This window comes from bacterium, from assembly GCA_035454885.1.
Classification (GTDB): domain Bacteria; phylum UBA10199; class UBA10199; order JACPAL01.
Genome location: DATIGE010000038.1, coordinates 35230 through 52659, shown reverse-complemented (window position 1 = coordinate 52659; position 17430 = coordinate 35230). Strand labels below are relative to the sequence as shown.

20 protein-coding genes and 1 pseudogene are annotated in these 17430 nt (G+C 61.5%); 7 read left to right on the top strand and 14 right to left on the bottom strand.

Features of this window, described 5'->3' with window-relative positions; translation table 11 throughout:
* Positions 1-11 precede the first annotated feature (11 nt).
* Genes VLJ37_06725 through VLJ37_06710 form a run of 4 tightly spaced genes read right to left on the bottom strand, consistent with a single transcriptional unit; the run spans position 12 to position 2515 of the window.
* On the bottom strand, positions 12-569 hold the full coding sequence (locus VLJ37_06725) for a DUF177 domain-containing protein (protein HSA59363.1): 558 nt from the start codon (positions 567-569) through the stop codon (positions 12-14).
* A gap of 7 nt (positions 570-576) precedes the next feature.
* Positions 577-1323: a gamma-glutamyl-gamma-aminobutyrate hydrolase family protein gene (locus VLJ37_06720; GenBank protein HSA59362.1), complete on the bottom strand. Its 747-nt coding sequence runs from the start codon at positions 1321-1323 to the stop codon at positions 577-579.
* A 13-nt stretch (positions 1324-1336) separates the two neighbouring features.
* Positions 1337-1738 carry a 6-carboxytetrahydropterin synthase gene (locus VLJ37_06715; protein HSA59361.1) on the bottom strand — a complete coding sequence of 134 codons (402 nt, stop codon included), beginning with the start codon at positions 1736-1738 and terminating at the stop codon, positions 1337-1339.
* Between the two features lie 39 nt (positions 1739-1777).
* Positions 1778-2515, bottom strand: coding sequence for an SDR family NAD(P)-dependent oxidoreductase (locus VLJ37_06710; protein HSA59360.1), 738 nt, complete (start codon positions 2513-2515; stop codon positions 1778-1780).
* Positions 2516-2540: 25 nt separating this feature from the next.
* Between VLJ37_06710 and VLJ37_06705 the strand changes: the two genes are divergently transcribed.
* Together VLJ37_06705 and VLJ37_06700 are read left to right on the top strand one after the other, a co-directional pair.
* Entirely contained in the window at positions 2541-3170 is a 630-nt protein-coding gene (locus VLJ37_06705) for a 7-cyano-7-deazaguanine synthase (protein ID HSA59359.1), read from the top strand.
* Positions 3167-3910, top strand: a complete 744-nt coding sequence (locus VLJ37_06700; GenBank protein ID HSA59358.1) for a class I SAM-dependent methyltransferase — start codon at positions 3167-3169, stop codon at positions 3908-3910. Before VLJ37_06705 ends, VLJ37_06700 begins: the two co-directional genes overlap by 4 nt.
* Position 3911: 1 nt before the next feature.
* Here VLJ37_06700 and VLJ37_06695 read toward each other — a convergent pair whose 3' ends face one another.
* The 4 genes from VLJ37_06695 to VLJ37_06680 are packed head-to-tail and all read right to left on the bottom strand — an operon-like array spanning position 3912 to position 8989.
* Positions 3912-5489, bottom strand: coding sequence for an FAD-dependent thymidylate synthase (locus tag VLJ37_06695; GenBank protein ID HSA59357.1), 1578 nt, complete (start codon positions 5487-5489; stop codon positions 3912-3914).
* 52 nt (positions 5490-5541) lie between these two features.
* A complete protein-coding gene (locus VLJ37_06690) occupies positions 5542-6780 on the bottom strand; it encodes a GGDEF domain-containing protein (protein HSA59356.1) in 1239 nt (412 codons plus the stop codon).
* On the bottom strand, positions 6771-7325 hold the full coding sequence (locus VLJ37_06685; protein ID HSA59355.1) for a thioredoxin family protein: 555 nt from the start codon (positions 7323-7325) through the stop codon (positions 6771-6773). Before VLJ37_06685 ends, VLJ37_06690 begins: the two co-directional genes overlap by 10 nt.
* Before the next feature lie 50 nt (positions 7326-7375).
* A complete protein-coding gene (locus tag VLJ37_06680) occupies positions 7376-8989 on the bottom strand; it encodes a hypothetical protein (protein HSA59354.1) in 1614 nt (537 codons plus the stop codon).
* A gap of 216 nt (positions 8990-9205) precedes the next feature.
* On the opposite strand from VLJ37_06680, the gene VLJ37_06675 reads away from it, so the two are divergent.
* On the top strand, positions 9206-9523 hold the full coding sequence (locus VLJ37_06675) for a DUF962 domain-containing protein (protein HSA59353.1): 318 nt from the start codon (positions 9206-9208) through the stop codon (positions 9521-9523).
* Here VLJ37_06675 and VLJ37_06670 read toward each other — a convergent pair.
* The 4 genes from VLJ37_06670 to VLJ37_06655 are packed head-to-tail and all read right to left on the bottom strand — an operon-like array spanning position 9480 to position 10893.
* Complete coding sequence (locus VLJ37_06670) at positions 9480-9701, bottom strand: hypothetical protein (GenBank protein ID HSA59352.1); 222 nt, start codon at positions 9699-9701, stop codon at positions 9480-9482. The genes VLJ37_06675 and VLJ37_06670 overlap by 44 nt on opposite strands.
* Positions 9702-10184: a hypothetical protein gene (locus VLJ37_06665; GenBank protein HSA59351.1), complete on the bottom strand. Its 483-nt coding sequence runs from the start codon at positions 10182-10184 to the stop codon at positions 9702-9704. It abuts the gene before it with no gap.
* A 23-nt stretch (positions 10185-10207) separates the two neighbouring features.
* A complete protein-coding gene (locus VLJ37_06660; protein HSA59350.1) occupies positions 10208-10528 on the bottom strand; it encodes a ferredoxin family protein in 321 nt (106 codons plus the stop codon).
* Positions 10529-10566: 38 nt separating this feature from the next.
* The gene (locus tag VLJ37_06655) at positions 10567-10893 is read right to left on the bottom strand and encodes a 4a-hydroxytetrahydrobiopterin dehydratase (protein HSA59349.1); all 327 of its coding nucleotides are present in this window, start codon (positions 10891-10893) and stop codon (positions 10567-10569) included.
* Between the two features lie 169 nt (positions 10894-11062).
* Between VLJ37_06655 and VLJ37_06650 the strand changes: the two genes are divergently transcribed.
* Positions 11063-13561, top strand: coding sequence for a hypothetical protein (locus VLJ37_06650; GenBank protein HSA59348.1), 2499 nt, complete (start codon positions 11063-11065; stop codon positions 13559-13561).
* Positions 13562-13593: 32 nt separating this feature from the next.
* Entirely contained in the window at positions 13594-14619 is a 1026-nt protein-coding gene (locus tag VLJ37_06645; GenBank protein HSA59347.1) for a zinc-binding dehydrogenase, read from the top strand.
* Between the two features lie 109 nt (positions 14620-14728).
* Here the strand turns inward: VLJ37_06645 and VLJ37_06640 are convergent.
* Positions 14729-14821 (bottom strand): annotated as a pseudogene (locus tag VLJ37_06640) (FmdB family zinc ribbon protein).
* Positions 14822-14837: 16 nt separating this feature from the next.
* Here VLJ37_06640 and VLJ37_06635 point away from each other — a divergent pair.
* Together VLJ37_06635 and VLJ37_06630 are read left to right on the top strand one after the other, a co-directional pair.
* Positions 14838-15983 carry a pyridoxal phosphate-dependent aminotransferase gene (locus VLJ37_06635; GenBank protein ID HSA59346.1) on the top strand — a complete coding sequence of 382 codons (1146 nt, stop codon included), beginning with the start codon at positions 14838-14840 and terminating at the stop codon, positions 15981-15983.
* A 20-nt stretch (positions 15984-16003) separates the two neighbouring features.
* Complete coding sequence (locus VLJ37_06630) at positions 16004-16906, top strand: universal stress protein (GenBank protein ID HSA59345.1); 903 nt, start codon at positions 16004-16006, stop codon at positions 16904-16906.
* Here the strand turns inward: VLJ37_06630 and VLJ37_06625 are convergent.
* Entirely contained in the window at positions 16903-17298 is a 396-nt protein-coding gene (locus VLJ37_06625) for a hypothetical protein (GenBank protein HSA59344.1), read from the bottom strand. The genes VLJ37_06630 and VLJ37_06625 overlap by 4 nt on opposite strands.
* Positions 17299-17430 lie beyond the last annotated feature (132 nt).

Sequence of the window (17430 nt, the reverse complement as noted above, 5' to 3'; positions counted from 1 at the left end):
CGGAATTTCCCCTACTCTGTGGGTTTCAGAAGCTGTTTCAAGGCGGCAAACCTCGAGTCCCCGGCCTGGGCGGAGCACCCGCAGGGGCCGAGGTTCAGGTTCTTGCCGCAGCGGGGGCAGAGCCCCTTGCAGGTCTCGGAGCAGAGGTACCGCAGGGGGATGTCCAGGACGAACATCTCGCGGAGGATTTCCGAGAGGTCGATCTCCTCGCCCTTATAGAAGGAGAAGGCGACGTCGTCCTCGTCCAAGCCCTCCTCGCTCTCGCCTTCCTCGAAATGCATCTGGTTGCGGGGCGCGAGGTTGACGTGCAGAGGGACCGTCGTATGCTTTTCGAAGACCTCGAGGCAGCGGTCGCAGGCCGGTTTGAGGTCGATTTCGGCGGTGCCGGAAACTTGGACGTTGTCGCTCGTCCGGAGCAGATGGAGGTTCAAACGGGCGGAATTGCCTTTCGGGAAGTCCTCCTCGAAGGCCTTCTCCACGACCTCCTCGAACCACCGGTCCTGAGCCTGGGACGAGGACGCGTTCAGCTCCATCCCGTCTTCGGGAATGTCGGGAACCTTGATTTTCATATACTTCCTAGGCCGCGTCGCGGCGGGGGCTGCGGATCAGAGACGCGAATCCGTAAAAGATCTTGTGCGCCAGATCCCCCATGGTCGGCAAATACTTGTGGGCATCGACGAGGATCTTGTCCGGATCGCCTCCGGAGGCGATGACCTGCTTGCGGGACCATTCGCCCTGGAGCCAGTTGCGGATCATGTCTTCCGTCATCTCCACGTGGAACTGGAGGCCGACGGCGTTGCCGTTGAAGCAGAAGGCCTGATTCTTGTAGTTGTCGTTCCAGGCGAGGCGATAGCCTTCGGAAGGAATCTCGAACGTGTCGCCGTGCCAGTGGAAGACCATGTGGGGCTTGGCCGGGTCGATTTGGAAAAAGCAAGGGTTGCGCTTGTAGAACCAATCGTCCAGACGGATCGGGAACCAGCCGATCTCCGGCCGGTCACCCGGAAACACGCGCCCACCCGCCGCCTCCGCGATCATCTGGGCCCCCAGACAGACGCCCAGGATGGGCTTTTTCTGGCGGAGCATCTCCCGGACGACCATGAGCTCTTTTGCGATCCACGGATACTTGTCCTGCTCGTAGACGCCCATCGGCCCGCCTAAGATGATAAAACCACCGTATTCCTCGAGCTTGACGGACGAGGGCCACAGCGTCTCGCCGGAGACCATGAGGGTCTCCCAGGGAAGATTCGCTTTGTTGAGTTCTTCTTCAAAGACGCCGAGCCCCTCGTTGGGGGCGTGTTGAAGGACGAGGATTTTGTTGGCCATGTGGTTCTCCAAATTATTCCCGATACGACGCGAAGGACGATTCGGTCTCCCAAACCCTCACTTCCTCGATCGGCAATTTTTTTTCTCTGCAATAAGCGTAGATTTTCTGAGCGATCGCCTCGGCGGTGGGATTCACATCAAAGACCGTCACGGGCTCGCCGAGCTTTCTCAAAGGCTCCAGCAAGGGGTCGTCCTTGCGGAGGAGCATGCGATGGTCCAAAGTGTCGTCGATCCAGGTCTTGACGATCTCCTTCAAGTCCCCGAACTCAAAAAGGATATAACGCCCGTCCAGCGTGTCGCCCTTCAAATGGATCTCGGCCCTTCCGTTGTGGCCGTGCGGGTGCATGCACGGGCCGTCGTAGCTCATCAGGCGGTGGCCGTAGCAGAAGGTGATTTCTTTGCAGACCTTAAACATACATTCGGGCGAACATAAGGTTCGTCCCTCCGCCTTTCGTTAGAAGCCTTTGAGAAACTCGCCGCCGTCAACCAAATGGTAGCTCCCGGTGATGAAATCCTGCTCGGCCAGAAAGACCGCCGCCCGCGCGATATCCTCCGGACGACCCCAATGGCCCACCAGAATTTTGCGGGCGGCCGCGCGCCGATCCGCCGTTTTCAACCACGGAGGCGGGAGAATTGCGCCGGGGCAAATGGCGGTGACTAAGATCTCCGGTGCCAGGGTCCTGGCCAGCGCCTGCGTCATCGTGATTAATCCCGCCTTGGAAACGCAGTAGGGGAGAAAGTCCTTATAAGGCCGAAGGGCGGCCCAATCGGCGATGTTGATGATGCGCCCCGCGCCCTTCTTTTTCATCGCGGGGGCCAGCGCCTGAGCGAGAAAGAACGGGGCCTTGAGATGGATGGACAAGACGTCATCCCAGTTCTTTTCCTCGATCTTCGCAAAGGCGATCGGATAAAAAATGGAGGCGCTGTTGACCAAAACATCCACGACCCGGACGTCCTTGAGAATCTCCCGGCACATGCGCCGGGTGTCGTCCATGTCCGTCAGGTCCGCTGAATAGATTCGGGTTCGGACCTTCTTTTTTCGGAGCTGCTTCGCGAGCTTCTCGGCCTCGTTCCGCGAACGATGGCAATGGAGCAGAATGTTCGCCCCGCGATCCGCGAAATGCCGGGCGATAACCGCGCCGATCCTCTTAGCGGCGCCGGTGACGAGGACGTTTTTTCCTTTCAGATCCATGAGGGCGCGGTATGTAGCGGAAACGATGAAAAAGGGCAAGATCGCGGTCTTGGCGAGCGGGGGGATCGACAGCAACGTCCTCTTGGCCGAATTGGCGAGGCGGGGACATGCCATTTATCCCGTCTATACGCGTTTCGGGCTGATCTGGGAGAAGGCCGAGCTCCATTGGTTGAAAAGATACTTGCGAGCCCTCCCCCCGAAGCTCAGGCGCCGGATCCGTCCGCTGACGATCCTGAACCAGCCGGTGTGCGACCTCTACAGGAACGGCTGGGCGTTGACCGGGCGCGGGACGCCCGGATACCGGTCGGACGATCGAAAGGTCTACCTGCCCGGACGAAACCTCCTCTTTCTCTCCAAAGCCGCCCCTTTTTGCGTCCTTCGCGGCATCCGGGCGATTGCGGTGGGAACGCTTGTCAGCAATCCCTTCCCGGACGCTTCCAAGGCCTTTTTTCAAAGCTTCGAGCGTTCGGCCTCGATCGCCCTCAAATCACCCTTCAAGATCCTCACCCCATTTTCCGGCCTGAAGAAGAGGCAAGTGATCCGGAAGGGACGGGGGTTGCCGCTCCACCTCTCCTTTTCCTGCCTGGCCCCAAGGGGATACAAGGTCTGCGGTCGTTGCAACAAATGCGCCGAGCGAGAGAAATCCTTCTCATGAACGCGACCTGGTGGAAGACACAGTCCGATCGCGGGCCGTTCACGGGTTACGGCTTGGAGAGGAAGGTGCCCCGCGAAGTCAAAGGCCTGATCCGATTGCTCCGGTTGAAAGATCCCAAGGCCATCCTGGATCTTTGTTGCGGGTCCGGACGACACGCCATCCCCCTGGCTCTCCTCGGCCACGATGTCACGGGATTCGACTGGTCCCGGCGGCTCCTGGCGGAGGCGCGTCGCGCGGCCCGTCGGTCGGGGGTTTCCCTGAACCTGGTCCGCGGCGACGCGCGGCGTTTGCCGTTCCGAGGCCGATTCGACGTCGTCATCAACATGTTCACGTCGTTCGGTTATTCCGAATCGGAAGACGAGGATCTGCGTGTCCTTCGGGGGGTCCGCAAATCTCTCAAAAAAGGCGGGAGTTTTCTGATCGACGTCCTCAACCGCGAATGGCTGGTGAGGCATTTCAGCCCGAGCTTTTCACAAAGGAAGTCGGAGGGTGGAATCATCAAGGCCTCCCATCGCCAAGACTTCGACCTCAGGACAGGCCGCCTGACGACGGAACGATCGCTGCTGCTCGTTGACGGGAAGGTCGTCCGGAGCGTTTTAAGCTTTACCGTTTATTCCCTCCGCGAACTTTCGCGCCTGCTCGAAGCGGCCGGTCTCCGCCTCGAAGGGACCTATGGGGATTTCGCGGGCCGTCCTTACGGCCTGGACACCAAGCGGATGATCCTGGTCGCACGGACATGACTCACAAGATTCTCGAATAGCCCTCAATCCCCTGCTTCCACACCGGCACCCCGCAGTAGCGGTCGCCCTCGGGGCAGTACGGGCGCTCGCCCGCCTTCATGCGGAGATAACACGGCGCCAGGATGTGTTCGGCGATCTTCGGATGGACCTCGTGCACCTGCCTCAACTCGTCGATCGTCGCGAAAAAGATCTCCTCCTGCGCCGTGTAGCACGACCGGGCCTTCCACTTGTGGTGGAGGTTCAGGAGATCGCCGGACTCTTCAAAACGGATCGGAAAGGCGTTGGGCAGGAGATACAGGGCGAACTCCGGCGCCACGCCGTCGTTTAGGAGCCGGTTGATCGTTCCGAAGAGAGTCTTCATCGTGTCGGCGTAAACCTCCCGAACTTCCTCGTTCTCCCGGACCAGCATCGGCTCGATGTAATCCGGCTCTCCTGAGTAATGCGCCCAGAGGACGGGACGCGACGCCGGCGTCATCCGGTGGCGCTGGTCCTGAGAGTCCGCCGTGTGCGAGATCTTTTTCCGGAACGTATAATGCGGATGCACCATCGCCCGCGTGAGCTTGGCCATCGTCGTCACGTTCAATGTGTCTCCGAAATAGCGGTTCTTCGAAGGATTCAAGAGCAGGTCGATGGCGTCGTCGTCCGATAGCCTGTCTCGCGTCAGCCCCAATGTATTCCGCACCGACTGTGAGAGGGAGTCCTCCGCGTTCTTCTTGTAATCGACCAGCTTCGAGACACGCCCCCCGAGAGATCCGTCGAATTCGGCGATGAACTCCTTGGCATGATGATCGTGGCCCCCGTTGCCGTCGAACTCGCGGAAGATTTTGTATTCCGGCGTCTCATCCAACGGCATGGGGTCCTTGAGATCCTTTTCGAAATCGGGATCGACCTTCAGGACCTCCTCCACCATGCGCCCGACAACGTGACGCTGCTCGAAGGGCGTGTCGAAGATGCCGCAGAGCCTCCGGTAACGCAGGAGAGTGAGGGCGCTGATCGAATGATAGAGATAGGCGTGGGTCGCCACCGGCAGGACGTAGCGCGCCACTTCATAGGCCCGTTTCTTGAGGGAGACGCCGTAATCGACGCCGTTCTTCGCGCGCGCGGGAAAGAGCCCGAAGAAACGCCTTTGGATATCCGGCATCAGGAGCTCGATCAGCTTGAGATACCGGTCCGTGGCGAAATCGACGGTCTCCGTGTAAGCCCGCGCCCGCCTCTCCCCGACAGGCGGAATCGTGTAGTGACCGCGCGCGACCTTCACGTAGCGCTGACTCACCTGCTCGGAATTGTAATAAGGATGGCTGTGCAGGAACGACCAGATGAACTGCCGCGAGACCTTGTCCAAGGCGAAAACGAACTGGGCGTGCTGGCGGGTGGTCAGGTGGCCGGCGGCGAGGGTCGACCCGCCGATCTTGTCCCGGAGGGCCAGGGCCTTCTCGTCCCTCGTCACGTCCTCGCGCGTGATGATGCCTTTTGCGGAATAGCAGGTCCGGGCCGTCGCGATCGCCAGGTTATAAGGCTCGGAGATGACTCCGGCGAGGGTGACGACGGGCGGTTCCGAGAGAAAGGTTCGTTCAGTCACGGTGCCGGGACGCTAGCTTCGCCCCGGACGTAAATCAAGGGCTCCTCCGCGCTTACGCCACCACCCGGTTCCTCCCTGCCGATTTGGCCGCGTAGAGCTTCTGGTCCGCGCGGGCGATCAGGCCGTCGAGATCCTTCGCCTCCGCGGGATAGGCCGCCACGCCGCAACTGATCGTCAATCCGTGATCGTGCGCGGCGGCGGCGGCGCGGAACCTCTCCGCGATCGCAGCGGCCTTGATCCCGTCCGTCTCGGGGAGCACGAGGGCGAACTCCTCGCCGCCGAAGCGCGCCGCAAGGTCGTATCTCCGGCTGTTCCTCTTCAGGAGGGCCGCCAAGGTCTTCAACGCCTCGTTGCCCGCAAGGTGCCCGTACGTATCGTTGAACTCCTTAAAATGGTCGATGTCCGCCAAAATGAGGCTCAAAGGCTTTCCCATCCTCCCGGCGCGAGTTAATTCTTCCTGGACGCGTTCCTGAAAGGCGCGAAAATTCAGGATGCCCGTGAGCTCGTCCGTCGTCGCCTCCAAGACGAGTTCTTCTTTCTGCTTCTTGATCGTCTCCGCCATGCGGTTGAAGGCGCGGATCAGGTCGGAAATTTCCCCGAATCCTCTGACGGGAATCGGCTTCTCCCACTTCTCCGCCTCCAGGAGCCGAACGCCGCGGGCGAGCCCCGTCAGGGGCGCGCCCAAGAGAGTCCAAATCAACGCGATCACGCCCGCCAGGGCCGCGAGGGAAGAGGCGAGGAAGATCAGGTCCTTTTCTTGCTGGGTCTGCGCGACGCGGCGTCCTTGCTGGACGATCTGCTCTTGAGCCTCTTCCTGCACCTGCTTCAGCGCTTCGATCTCGGAGAGAATCTGCCGGTAGAGCCCTTCCACGCGCTCCTTCTGGGCGGACATCAGCATGGATTCGCCCAGGAGGCTGCGCGTTTGCTCAAAATAAAGCTTCGACAGCGCGTCGATCCCCGATTTCTTGTCATGGAAAGCCTCCCGGCCGAACCGCGAGAGGATGTCATTGAACCGGCGCCGGTTCGATTCGAGCTTCCGCCGGTGACGCGCTTCCGGGGCCTGCCAGACCTCCTGCCAAATCGAGTGGTATTCCTGGACGACGTCCTGGAGATCCTCGATCTGCTCGACGTCCCTGCCCGCCTCGGCGGCCACGAAATTCGCGGCGTCCCGGATCTCCGCCACCGCCTCCACTTGGTAAACGCGCAGGGCGAACCAAAGACCGACGATCAGCAAGAAAACGATGACAAGGAGGCTTCGGACGGTCAGAAAGCGAGACGTGGTCAGGCCCATTTGATGGAACACCCCATGGCGTGGGTCAGGGGTGTGCGAATTTCGCGGCCGGCGGTTAAGTCCTCGAGAGCGTTCCTGAGATCGTGGGTCTTCGCCCCCTTGGCGTCTTGGTGATTGTCGTCCAGGCGGCCATGATATCGGAGTTTTCGCGCGGCGTCGAAGACGTAGAACTCCGGCGTGCAGGCGGCGTCATAGGCGCGCGCGGCTTCCTGGGATTCGTCCCTCAGATAGATCCAGTTGATGCCGATCTCCTTGGCACGGACGACCATCTTGTCGAAGCTGTCGTCGGGATAATGAACGGTCTCGTTGGCGTTGATGCCCGCGAACTGAACGCCTTTAGAAGCGAATTCCCTTTGAAGCGCGATCACGCGGCCGTCCCATCCCTGGACGTAAGGGCAATGGTTGCAGGTGAAGAAAACGACGAGAACCCGCTTGTCCTTAAAAGAAGCCAGCGAATATTTCTTGCCGTCGACGGCGGGCAGGTGGAAATCCGGCGCCCCGTCGCCCAAGCGAAGCCTGCAACTGTCCTTGGAGGGTGTTGCCATAAGGAGAGAATTATTCCGGAAAAAACGGAGAAAAGAAAGGGATTAGGTCGCTAGGCAGCGGCGGAGTCGAGTTCCTCGGACGGGTACGCATCCCGGTCGTCCCGGCGGTTCCGTCCCCGTCCGTCGCGCGAGCCGCCGCCTTCACCGTCGTCCGAATGCGAGCCGCCATGCTGGTCGTTCGCGGAATCGCGGCGCGCCAGGCGTTCGACGCCCCGGTCGGTCGCGCGGCCGTCGGCGCGGACGGTCACGGTGCCGCCGCCCACACTCACGCCTTGGAGATACTGTTGAGGCACGGGCACGAAGGCCACGATCGGACCGTATCCGAACTCGGGACCCGCGCGGTGGTCGTCGGAACCCAAACGGAAAAGCGAGAGCGCGCGGAACGAGCCGCTGAAATCGCTGAAGCGCGAGGGGCCTTCCCGATCGCCGCCGGAACCAAAGGAAGCCCCGTCGGCGACGGCGGGACGGATCGCGACTTCGATGCGCCGGCGTTCCGGGTCGTAACGGAAGCTCAGCGGAATCGACGACGTCTCAAAGGGCGATGCCGAACCGAAGGTTGCGCGGTAGGTCCGCAGGACGTCCGCCGTTGCGCGGCGGACTTCATAGACCTTCGAAGCGAACGCGGCCGTCGGATTCGTCAACTGATTTACGAGACCCGACGACGACGCATCCGTCGTCACGGGAAGGCGGTCGAAGAGATTCTGGAAGAACCCGGCCTCGGCGCGAACGTCGGAATGGCGAGGCGCCTCGAGGGCCCCCAGCGCCGCAGCCGGCAAGAAGGCGGGCATCGCGAGCGTGAAGGCGCTGAGCGCGACCGGAACGGAGGCGGCCGCGACCACCGGAAGGGCCGCGGCTTCATCGGAGTCCGACGGAACTAGGCCTCCGGAAGAAACCGGGCGATCACCCGCCGGGAGATTCACCGTCACGGCGAGAAGAGATTCTCCGGAGACGCCCAAACCCTCGGCGGGCGGAATTAAACCGTTAGCCCCCGGGACCGCACCGGCGCCCGTCGCTGCCACGAGGGGAGCCCCGCCGGAACGCGGCTCGGAACCCGAACCGGGATTCCCTCCGCCGGTGGAACCGCGGCCGCTGGAGTCGCTTCCGTTGGAGGATCCGCCTTGAGGCGGGAGCGAGCCTTTGACTTCGGAAAACGCCTGTTGGGCCCCAGTGAACTCGCCGGGATTCTCCTGGCCGATCTTTTCCAGGGCCTCGTGGACGCGATCGTTGAACTCCGCCTCTGCCTCAGGCCCCTGGGCGCGCGCCTGACGGGCGGCCTCGCGAAGGGCGGCGCGTCCCTCGTCGTGCATCGTCGGGTCGCACGACGCGGACTGGCGCAGGATCTCGTCCAGATTGTCCGGATTGCTGGGATCAAAGCAGACTTGGAGGGCGGGATCGTCCTCCGCGGTGACGCTGCAGGTGGCCGCCTCCGGAACCGAAGTCGCGCGGAAGACGCTGGGGGACGTGAAATGTCCGTTGCTGGAGACGAGGCGGGATCCCGCCTCGGCGAGGGCCAGCTCACTCAGGGGGGCAACCGTGCTGCTGACGCCCGTATCCAGGTAGGCGTCGGTCCCGTTGACGCCGACCAAGGTGACCGTTTGGCCGTTCCACAGAACGGCGTTCCCGATCAGTCCCAACTGCTGGATTTGTGCCGCCTCAAGACCCATAAAAAACGCGGACGTAGGACTCCTTACTGAAATTATCGGTCCCAGACCCCGACGTGTTTCGGCACTTTACCTGATTTTTTGCCGCCCTGCAGCAGAAAAATAATAAAGTTTGATCATTTTGATAATAATTATTCAAAGTAACAATAATCATAATAGTTACAAGCTTTTATACTTATATATTTCCAACATGGAGTTGGATTTGTTAAGATTTGCGTTATGAATCAGGGCTCAGAAGAATCCGGCCCCTCCTTCTTGGAGACCTACCGGGCCAAACACCAGCACCCGGTCAACCGGGTCCTGCACACGGCGGGGATTCCGATGATCGTCCTCTCACTGGGGGTCGTCTTTTGGGATTGGCGCTGGGGATTGGGGCTGTTCGCCCTAGGATGGATCCTTCAGTTCGTCGGTCATGTCTTTGAGGGCAAGGCGCCCGCGTTTTTCTCGAACCCGATCCATCTTTTGGTGGGGCCGGTTTGGTGGGCAAAGAAGATCATTTCTCGAGATCGTTCAAAAACCTCTGCAAGCGCCCCTTGATCCCCGCTTCGATCTGGATCTCGTCTCCGGTCCGGTAGAGCTCGCGCACCTTGCGGATCAAGCGATCGTACTCGCCGTCGATCTGCTCCAGGTCCACGTCCATGAGCTTGGGCCACTCCCGCTTGAGATATGGCTTCACGGCCTCCCAGTGTTTTTGCATGCGGTTCGGTGTGTTCATTTAATGAGTCGATCCGCTGTCGGCTCCTACACCTGCAATCGGGTACCTCTTGTTGTCAACGATTAGATAAAAATGGTCCCCGTGCGAATCGTACTGAATGTGCCTGGCCAGATCGAGATAGGACTTGCGGTTGAACCGCGCCGTGAAGGCCCCGCCCCGGACCTTGGCGTAGAGGACGTTATGAGGGCCGACATAGAGCGTCGCGGGGTCGAGGCTTTCCTCATAGCCGCCGGGGAACTTGAGCAGAACGGCATCCGCACGCACCTCCACGTCCTGGACGACGTACGGCACGTCTTCCGCCGTGATGAGACATTCCTCGCCCTGACAAAGGACATGGCAACGGCCATCAGACATTCTCTCCATCTTCTTCATGAAGAGGTTGAGGACGTCCGGGTCGTCGAATTCCGCGCCCCCATGCCAGAGACGTCCGTCGGAATCGATGAAGTAGTGCCAAACCCTCTCAGGTTCCTGCGGGGTGGGCATGAAGATAGGATAACGCGGCCGACCTATGGCTTCAAACCGGGATTCGGATGCTTCTTCTTAGGCGGGTCTTGCGGCGACCGGGGCGTCACCGCCGGGTTGTTCTTGAAGAGGGGCGTGAGTTCCGCGTTCACCTTCGCCCATTCCGGGGCGTCGTCGACCGAGGCGACGATGGCCTCCACCGGGCATTCCGGCAAGCAGGCGCCGCAATCGATGCAAACGTCCGGGTCTATCACCATGAATTTCTCGCCCTTGTAATCGCCGGGGTAGATGCAATTGACGGGGCAGACATCGACACAATCTGCGTACTGTTCCCCCAAACACTCCTGATTGATGACATAAGGCATGAATTCCTCCTCGGAATGACGCAAATCTAAGAGATCGTTTATGAGCCGTCAAGTTTTCTCAGGGCGTTCTCGATGCGATCGGCAAGATCAAAATCAATCCGCGTGAGCCCGCTCGCCTTCTGGCCGTCCGCCGTCCTCGCGTCGTGCGTCGTCAGCGTCAACTTCACCTTTTTATAGGCATGGAGGGTCATGTCCGGATGATGGTCCATCCCCTCCGCCAACTCCCCGACCCGGTTCACGAACCTCAAGGCCTCCGCAAAGCCCTTGAAGGAGAATTCCTTTTGGATCGCCTCTCCAACAAGCGCCCAACCATTCGTATTGATTAGCCTTTTTTTAATTTCTTCTTGGTTCAGCAGAACCGCCATAGAGCCCCCCTTTTCTCCAAAGGTATTGGATTCTTTCATTTTTTGGCGGTCGAAACAACTCAAAGGCCCGGGTGGGACGATGAGGCTGCCTATGTTTGCATCTTTTTTGGCAACATTCGCGTCTGCGGGCCGATAACCACAATGGAGTTGAATTCTTTTAGGAGCAAAAATGCCGCCTCCCTTGACTGGTGACGATGGATTGCTGAGACGGACGGGATTGCCCGAAACGGCGGACTCCTATTACAGCGGGGTCACTGTCGGCGGCCTCCCCGCTTGCGGTGGCGACGACACGCGCGTCCGCCGTCTCGTCGTGGGTGGCACCGGAAGCTCTTCTTATATCGACTTTCCGGAAGTCCGCAGCCTCAATCCTCAATTTCGCGGCACCAGCATCGACGACCCCCTCCTCCGGCGGATCCTCACGGCGACGGGGGGGTTGCGCTACACCGCCGGAGGGTCCGGCGGACGGGCGCCGGTCGACGGCATGCTTCACCTGTGCCGCGACGAACCTGCGACCGCCGGAGGACCGAACGCCATTTATGTTTCCGATAACGCTGTCATCAACAACACCCCCGCCAACAATACGCCCTTGTTCCGGCTCCCGGTGCCTCTGGAATACAGCGATGTCAGCGCGATCTTTCACAGCGGAGTGATTCAGCCGGGCCACCTCCAAATCGAACCGGCCGGACTGCCGAATTACCGCTATGTGAACATCATCGCCGACGTCACCGCGATCGACCGAGTCATCGCCTTCGTCGAAAGATCCGACTCCCCAATCCCCGCCGCGCGCCGTCCGGCCATCGTCACCGCGCTCCGCGCGGTCAGGCCCCGCGGTGAGGATTTCGCGCGCGACGGTTTGGAAATGCAGCGGCAAATGCGGACCGAGATGCGCTGGCAAATCATCGGGTCGACGATCATTGGCGCGGGCATCGGGCTTTACGGCATTATGCTCGCCTCCAACAAGGCGGGCCCCATCAACAACGCCGTCAGCGCGCCTTTTCGGGGCCTCTACAACCTCCTCCGCGCCCCCTTCGACCGGGGGGAGGGCCTGGCCCGATTCTGGAGGGACATGACCAGTCCCTTCCGTTACCGGGGCATCCCCACCCTGCTGAAGGTCGGCAACAACATGACCGAACAGGCCCGTCTCGGAGAATTCCGGCCGGTGGCGGATCCAACGACCCCGATGGTCGCCGAGCAGATCGAAAACACGATCAATTCCCGATTCAACACCATGAGCGTCCTGGTCGAGGGCCCTCCGGGCTGGGGTAAGGAAGAGGTCATGAGGACCTTGTCCCTCCGCAATCCGAACACGATCTACATCCGAGTCACCCCGAACGGGATGATGGGCGGGACGATGTACCGCGGACAGTTGGAGGAGAGGCTGACCGACATTCCCCGGGAGATCGCGCGGGCGCGGAAAAACGGCCAGCAAGTTGTCCTCTTCGTCGACGAATTTCACGAGGCCCTGTCCGCGGGACGAAGCATGGAAAGCACGACGTCCCTCCTGGAGCATTGGAAGGGCGAGTTGGCCCGCGGCGAGCTGAGGATCGTTGGTTTCTCGACCCCCCGCGAGCTCCTCAAGGCCCGTTACATCGCGGGCATCTACAACGACCCCGCGACCCGGGCGCGTTTGAGCCCCGAATTCCGGGAAGAAGTGGAACGCTTCGAGCGGGACGGTGTGCACCAAAACCTCGAGCTTCGCCCCCTGTTGAACCGCTTCCAACCCCTGGTTCTGCCGGCGCGTCCCGCGTCCGACATCGAGGTCATTCTCAGGGATACCATCGAGGCGCGACGCGGCAGCGGACTGGCGATCGAAATGAACGATGCGACCATCCGGCGGATCGCCGAGCTTTCGGCCTCCCCGCTCGCCTCCGAGGGCCATATTCCGCGTACCGCCTTCGCGATCTTCAACGGCGTCGTCGACGCCCATACGTCCAGTGGTTCCCCCACCGTGCGCGTGACGACGGCCATGATCGACGGCTACGTTCAAGCGAACTATCCCGATATCGCCCAGCGATTCCACGTGACGGGAGGGACGCCGCCTCCGTCTGCGCCGCCTCCTTCCGGCCTCCGTCTCGTGAGCGACACCGCCTCCGATCCCGCCCGATCGGGCTCGGACAGCGCCCCCCGCGTCGTCTCCAGCTCGGTGGATTCGCCGCCCGCCGACACCTCCGGCCCGCGCGTCGTCGCCGATACGAGCGGCGGGGGCAACGGCACTTCGACCGGCCCGCGCGTGGTCTCCACGTCCGGGGTCGTCGCCGATCCGGCCATCGTGGCCATGCCGGCGGAAGCGGCCGTCTTCACCGAAGACCGTTTCGTGGAACTCATCCGCGAGCGTTTTCCCGAATACCGGAACTCCGCCGGCGAGATCCACGGACACTTCCGGTCCTACGTGAACGCCATGGCCCGGATCGCCCGCAACCGCTGGATCGCCGAGGGATGTCCCTCGACCGAAGTCAGCGGCCTGCGAATCCCGCGCGAGAGCCTCGTCGTCGACGTCGTCCGGCAATTCACGGAAGCCGCCGAGGCCGCCGGCCGCGCCGACGCCGAACGTCTCCGCCACGCCTACGAGCGCCCCGCCGACGGTTACGAGCGCCGAGGGACGGAGGACATGCCCGACTCCCTCCGCGACGCCGGACGCCGGGTTTTCGAGATGACGACGAGACGGTAGCCTTTTCATCCGAAATTCTGTAGTCGGACGGCATGCAGGCCATCCGCATCCACGCTCACGGCGGCCCGGAAGTCCTCAAAATCGATGACATCGACGTCCCGGAACTCCGGCCCGATCACGCCCTCGTGCGCGTGAAGGCCGCGGCCATGAATCACATGGATTTGTGGGTCCGAAAGGGCATGCCGGGCGTGAAGATCCCGCTTCCGATCATTTTAGGCTGCGAAGCAGCCGGTGTCGTAGAAGACCCCGGCGATCTCCGGAATTTCAAAAAGGGGGCTGAGGTTGTCATCGCCCCCTCCACGAGCTGCAACATCTGCGAGGCCTGCCTGTCGGGCAACGACCACTATTGCCGCGAATACAAGATTTACGGCGAGCATCGGGACGGCACCGAGTGCGAAACCATGCTCGTCCCGGCCTGCAATCTCCTGCTCAAGCCAAAGCGTCTCTCCTTTGAAGAGGCCGCCGCGATCCCCCTCGCCTTTCTCACCGCGTGGCAGATGCTGGTGGATCGCGCCCAGGTCCGGTCCGGCCAAACCGTCCTCATCCTGGCCGCCGCCTCGGGCGTGAGCTCCGCGGGCGTGCAGATCGCAAAGCTCTTCGGCGCGCGCGTGATCGCGACGGCGAGCGACGAGACAAAATTTCCGAAGATTCAGGAGCTGGGCGCCGACCACGTCATCAATCACCGCAAACAGGACATTGCCGAAGAAGTGAAAAAACTAACCGACAAGCGCGGCGTCGATATCGTCTTCGAACACGTGGGCGCCGCCGTCTGGGAGAAGTGCCTCAGGTCCTTGGCCTTCGGCGGGCGGCTCGTCACCTGCGGGGCGACCACCGGCTACGACGTGAAGGTCGACTTGAGACACATCTTCATCAAGCAGCAGCAGATCCTGGGATCGACGATGGGACCGAAGGCGAGCCTCTTTAAGATTTTGAGGCTCGTTTCCGAGGGGAGGCTTTCGCCGGTTTTGGACCGGGTGTTTCCGTTTTCGCAGGCGCCGGAGGCGCACCACTACTTGGAGCAGGGGTCGCAGATGGGGAAGGTGGTGCTGGTTCCTTAGACTCGGATTTGGTCTCCGGCTTGGCCGAGGCATAACCGTCCTTGTACCAGCCCCCGCCCTTCAACTGAAATCCCGCGAGCGAGATCAGTTTCTTGAGCGTCCCCTTGCATTCGGGGCATCGGGTGAGAGGCGCATCGGTGATCCTTTGCGCGACCTCGTGGTGTCTTTTGCACTTCTGGCATTGATATTCGTAGATGGGCATACTTAGATCGCTCACTATGATTCCCCGCCACATCCAAAAAATCAAATCCTTCCTGGCGATGGATATTTTGGAGCGCCTCGAGGAGCGGCGCGCGGCGGGACGGCCGACCATCTCCTTCTCCTTGGGCGAGCCGGACCTGCAACCTCCCGACTCCGTCCGCCGCGCCTGCGTGGCGGCCCTCGAACAGGATTTTACCAAGTACACATCGACGCAGGGCCTGCCGGAGCTCCGCGAGGCGATCGCAAGGGACTATCAACGCAAATACGGCGTCGCCGTCGATCCGGACCAGATCCTCGTCACCGGCGGCACCTCCCCCGCCCTGCTCCTGACGTTTTCCGTGCTCCTGGAGACCGGCGACGACGTCATCGTCTCCAACCCGCACTACCCCTGCTACCCGGCCTTCGTCGAATATCTCAAAGGCAAGGCCAACTACGTGAAGGTTCATGAGGAGGATGGTTTCCAATACCGGCCGGAGGAGATCCGGAAAAAGATCGGCCCCAAGACCAAGGCCATCCTCGTCAACTCGCCGTCCAATCCGACGGGAACCCTTCTGCCGGAAGACTCCATGAAGGCGATCGCCGATCTTGCGGACAAGGACCGCTGGATCATTTCCGACGAGATCTACCACAACCTGGTCTACGAGGGCCGCGAACGCTCGATTCTGGAATTCACCGACAAGGCCTTCGTCTTGAACGGCTTCTCCAAATCCTACGCCATGACCGGTTACCGGCTGGGCTATGTCATCGCGCCCAAGCCGTTCATCAGGACGATGCGGATCCTCCACCAGAATTTCTACATTTCTGCCAACTCGTTCGTACAGAAGGCGGGCGTCGCGGCGCTTCAAGAAGGCGGCGAGTACTTGAAGAAAGTCCGAAGGACCTTCGACGAGCGTCGGAAGGCCATGCTGGAAGGCGTCGAGAGGCTGGGATTCAAGGTCGCCGTCAGGCCCACCGGGGCCTTCTACGTCTTCGCCAACGCCAAGCATCTCACGCAGGATTCGTACAAGTTCGCGCTCGACCTCCTGGAACAGACGGACGTGGGCGTGACTCCCGGCATTGATTTCGGTTCGGGAGGAGAAGGCTACCTCCGGTTTTCCTACGCAACGTCGGTGGAAAGGATCCGGGAAGGCATCGACCGCATCGCCCGTTATCTGGGGGCGTAGGCAAAGGATCCCTCGTGGTCATGTTTCCCTTCATCTACCGCCTATGGCGGTATTCCGGGCTGCCGGAGGACCTCACGACGTCCACCGTCACCCGCTTGGGCGAAATCCAGCCGGCCAAGCCGCTTCCCGCCTTGGGGATGGAGACGGAGCAGATCCTTCAGGGCGCCCTCCTGAATCCTTTTCATCTCTCCCCGCTCTGGCAAAGGCCCTCTCACGGCATCGACGGCATCGAAGCGAGGCCCGAAAAGATCCTCGTCGCCGACGACGGCTCGGAGGCCTCGGCGGCCGCCGCCCGCGACGCCGGGTTTCTGGCGGATCATTATGGGTGCAAGACGATCAGCAGCACCGTGGCCCGCGGACCCGTGACCAAGATTCTCCTCGAAACCGCGATCCGCGAGGGCTGCGACATGATCGCGGTGGGCACCCAGGCCCGCCCCCTCCAGGACAGGATTCACCACCCCAGCATTTCGGAACAGCTCGTCAAGGAGTCGGCCTCGCCGGTTTGGATCAGCCGTGCCGGCCCCACAGGATCGCTCCGCGGAAAACTGGAACGCATCTTGGTGCCCATGGACGATACCCCGCAGGCCTGGCGGGCGGCCTCCCAGGCCCTCATCTTCGCCCGGGACTTCGGCGCCGACCTCTTTCTCCTCCATGTCGCCCGGAAGGGACAGGAACCCTCCGGTCAAGTCGAAGGCCGCCACGCGTTGCTGGAAAAGATCCCCTGGAAGAGGACTCAAACCTTGGAGGTCGCCCAGCGGGCGGACCTGGCGGACACCATCGCGGGCGAGGCCGAGTCGCAGGACGCCGACCTGATCCTGATGGGAACCCACCGGGCGGAAACGGAGGCCGCCGTGATGGATTTCAGCCGCACGTCGCGGGTCGTGAGGGTCGCTCGAAGGCCGCTGCTCGTGGTTCATCCTTAAAAAAGGCAACGAGCGAGCAGGTCCATGGGATTCACCGAGCCGTTCCAATAACCCAAGGCGGCGCCGCTGAGGAGGGCGACTGCCGTACCCAGGACGTCTGCATCGCTGAAAAGTGTCCTGGCCCGGGGGTCGGCCGGGTTGTCCGCGCGGTCGTAGGCGCCGACACCCAGGGCCGCCGCGGCCCCCGCGCCGATCCCCGCCCCAACCAGCTGGCTCACCGAGCCGGGATCGTGCGAGAGACTGCCGCAGATCGACGCCAACAGCGTCGCGGACATAAAGGCGGGCGCCACGGCTTCGGAAGGCCGCTGATTCAATCTCAAGGGATAAATGCCGCCGGCAAAACCCAGAACCGCCGAAACGGCCCCGATCGCCGAGTGAATGATGCCGATCATAAAGGACCTCCGTACTGTGATTGCCTTGTCGGCAATTTCACCCGGACAATGCTCTTTTTCAAACCAAGGGACGGAGAATCCATTTTCTAATGAAAAGGAATAATTGAGTATTCCAGGATGTTATCATTAGAT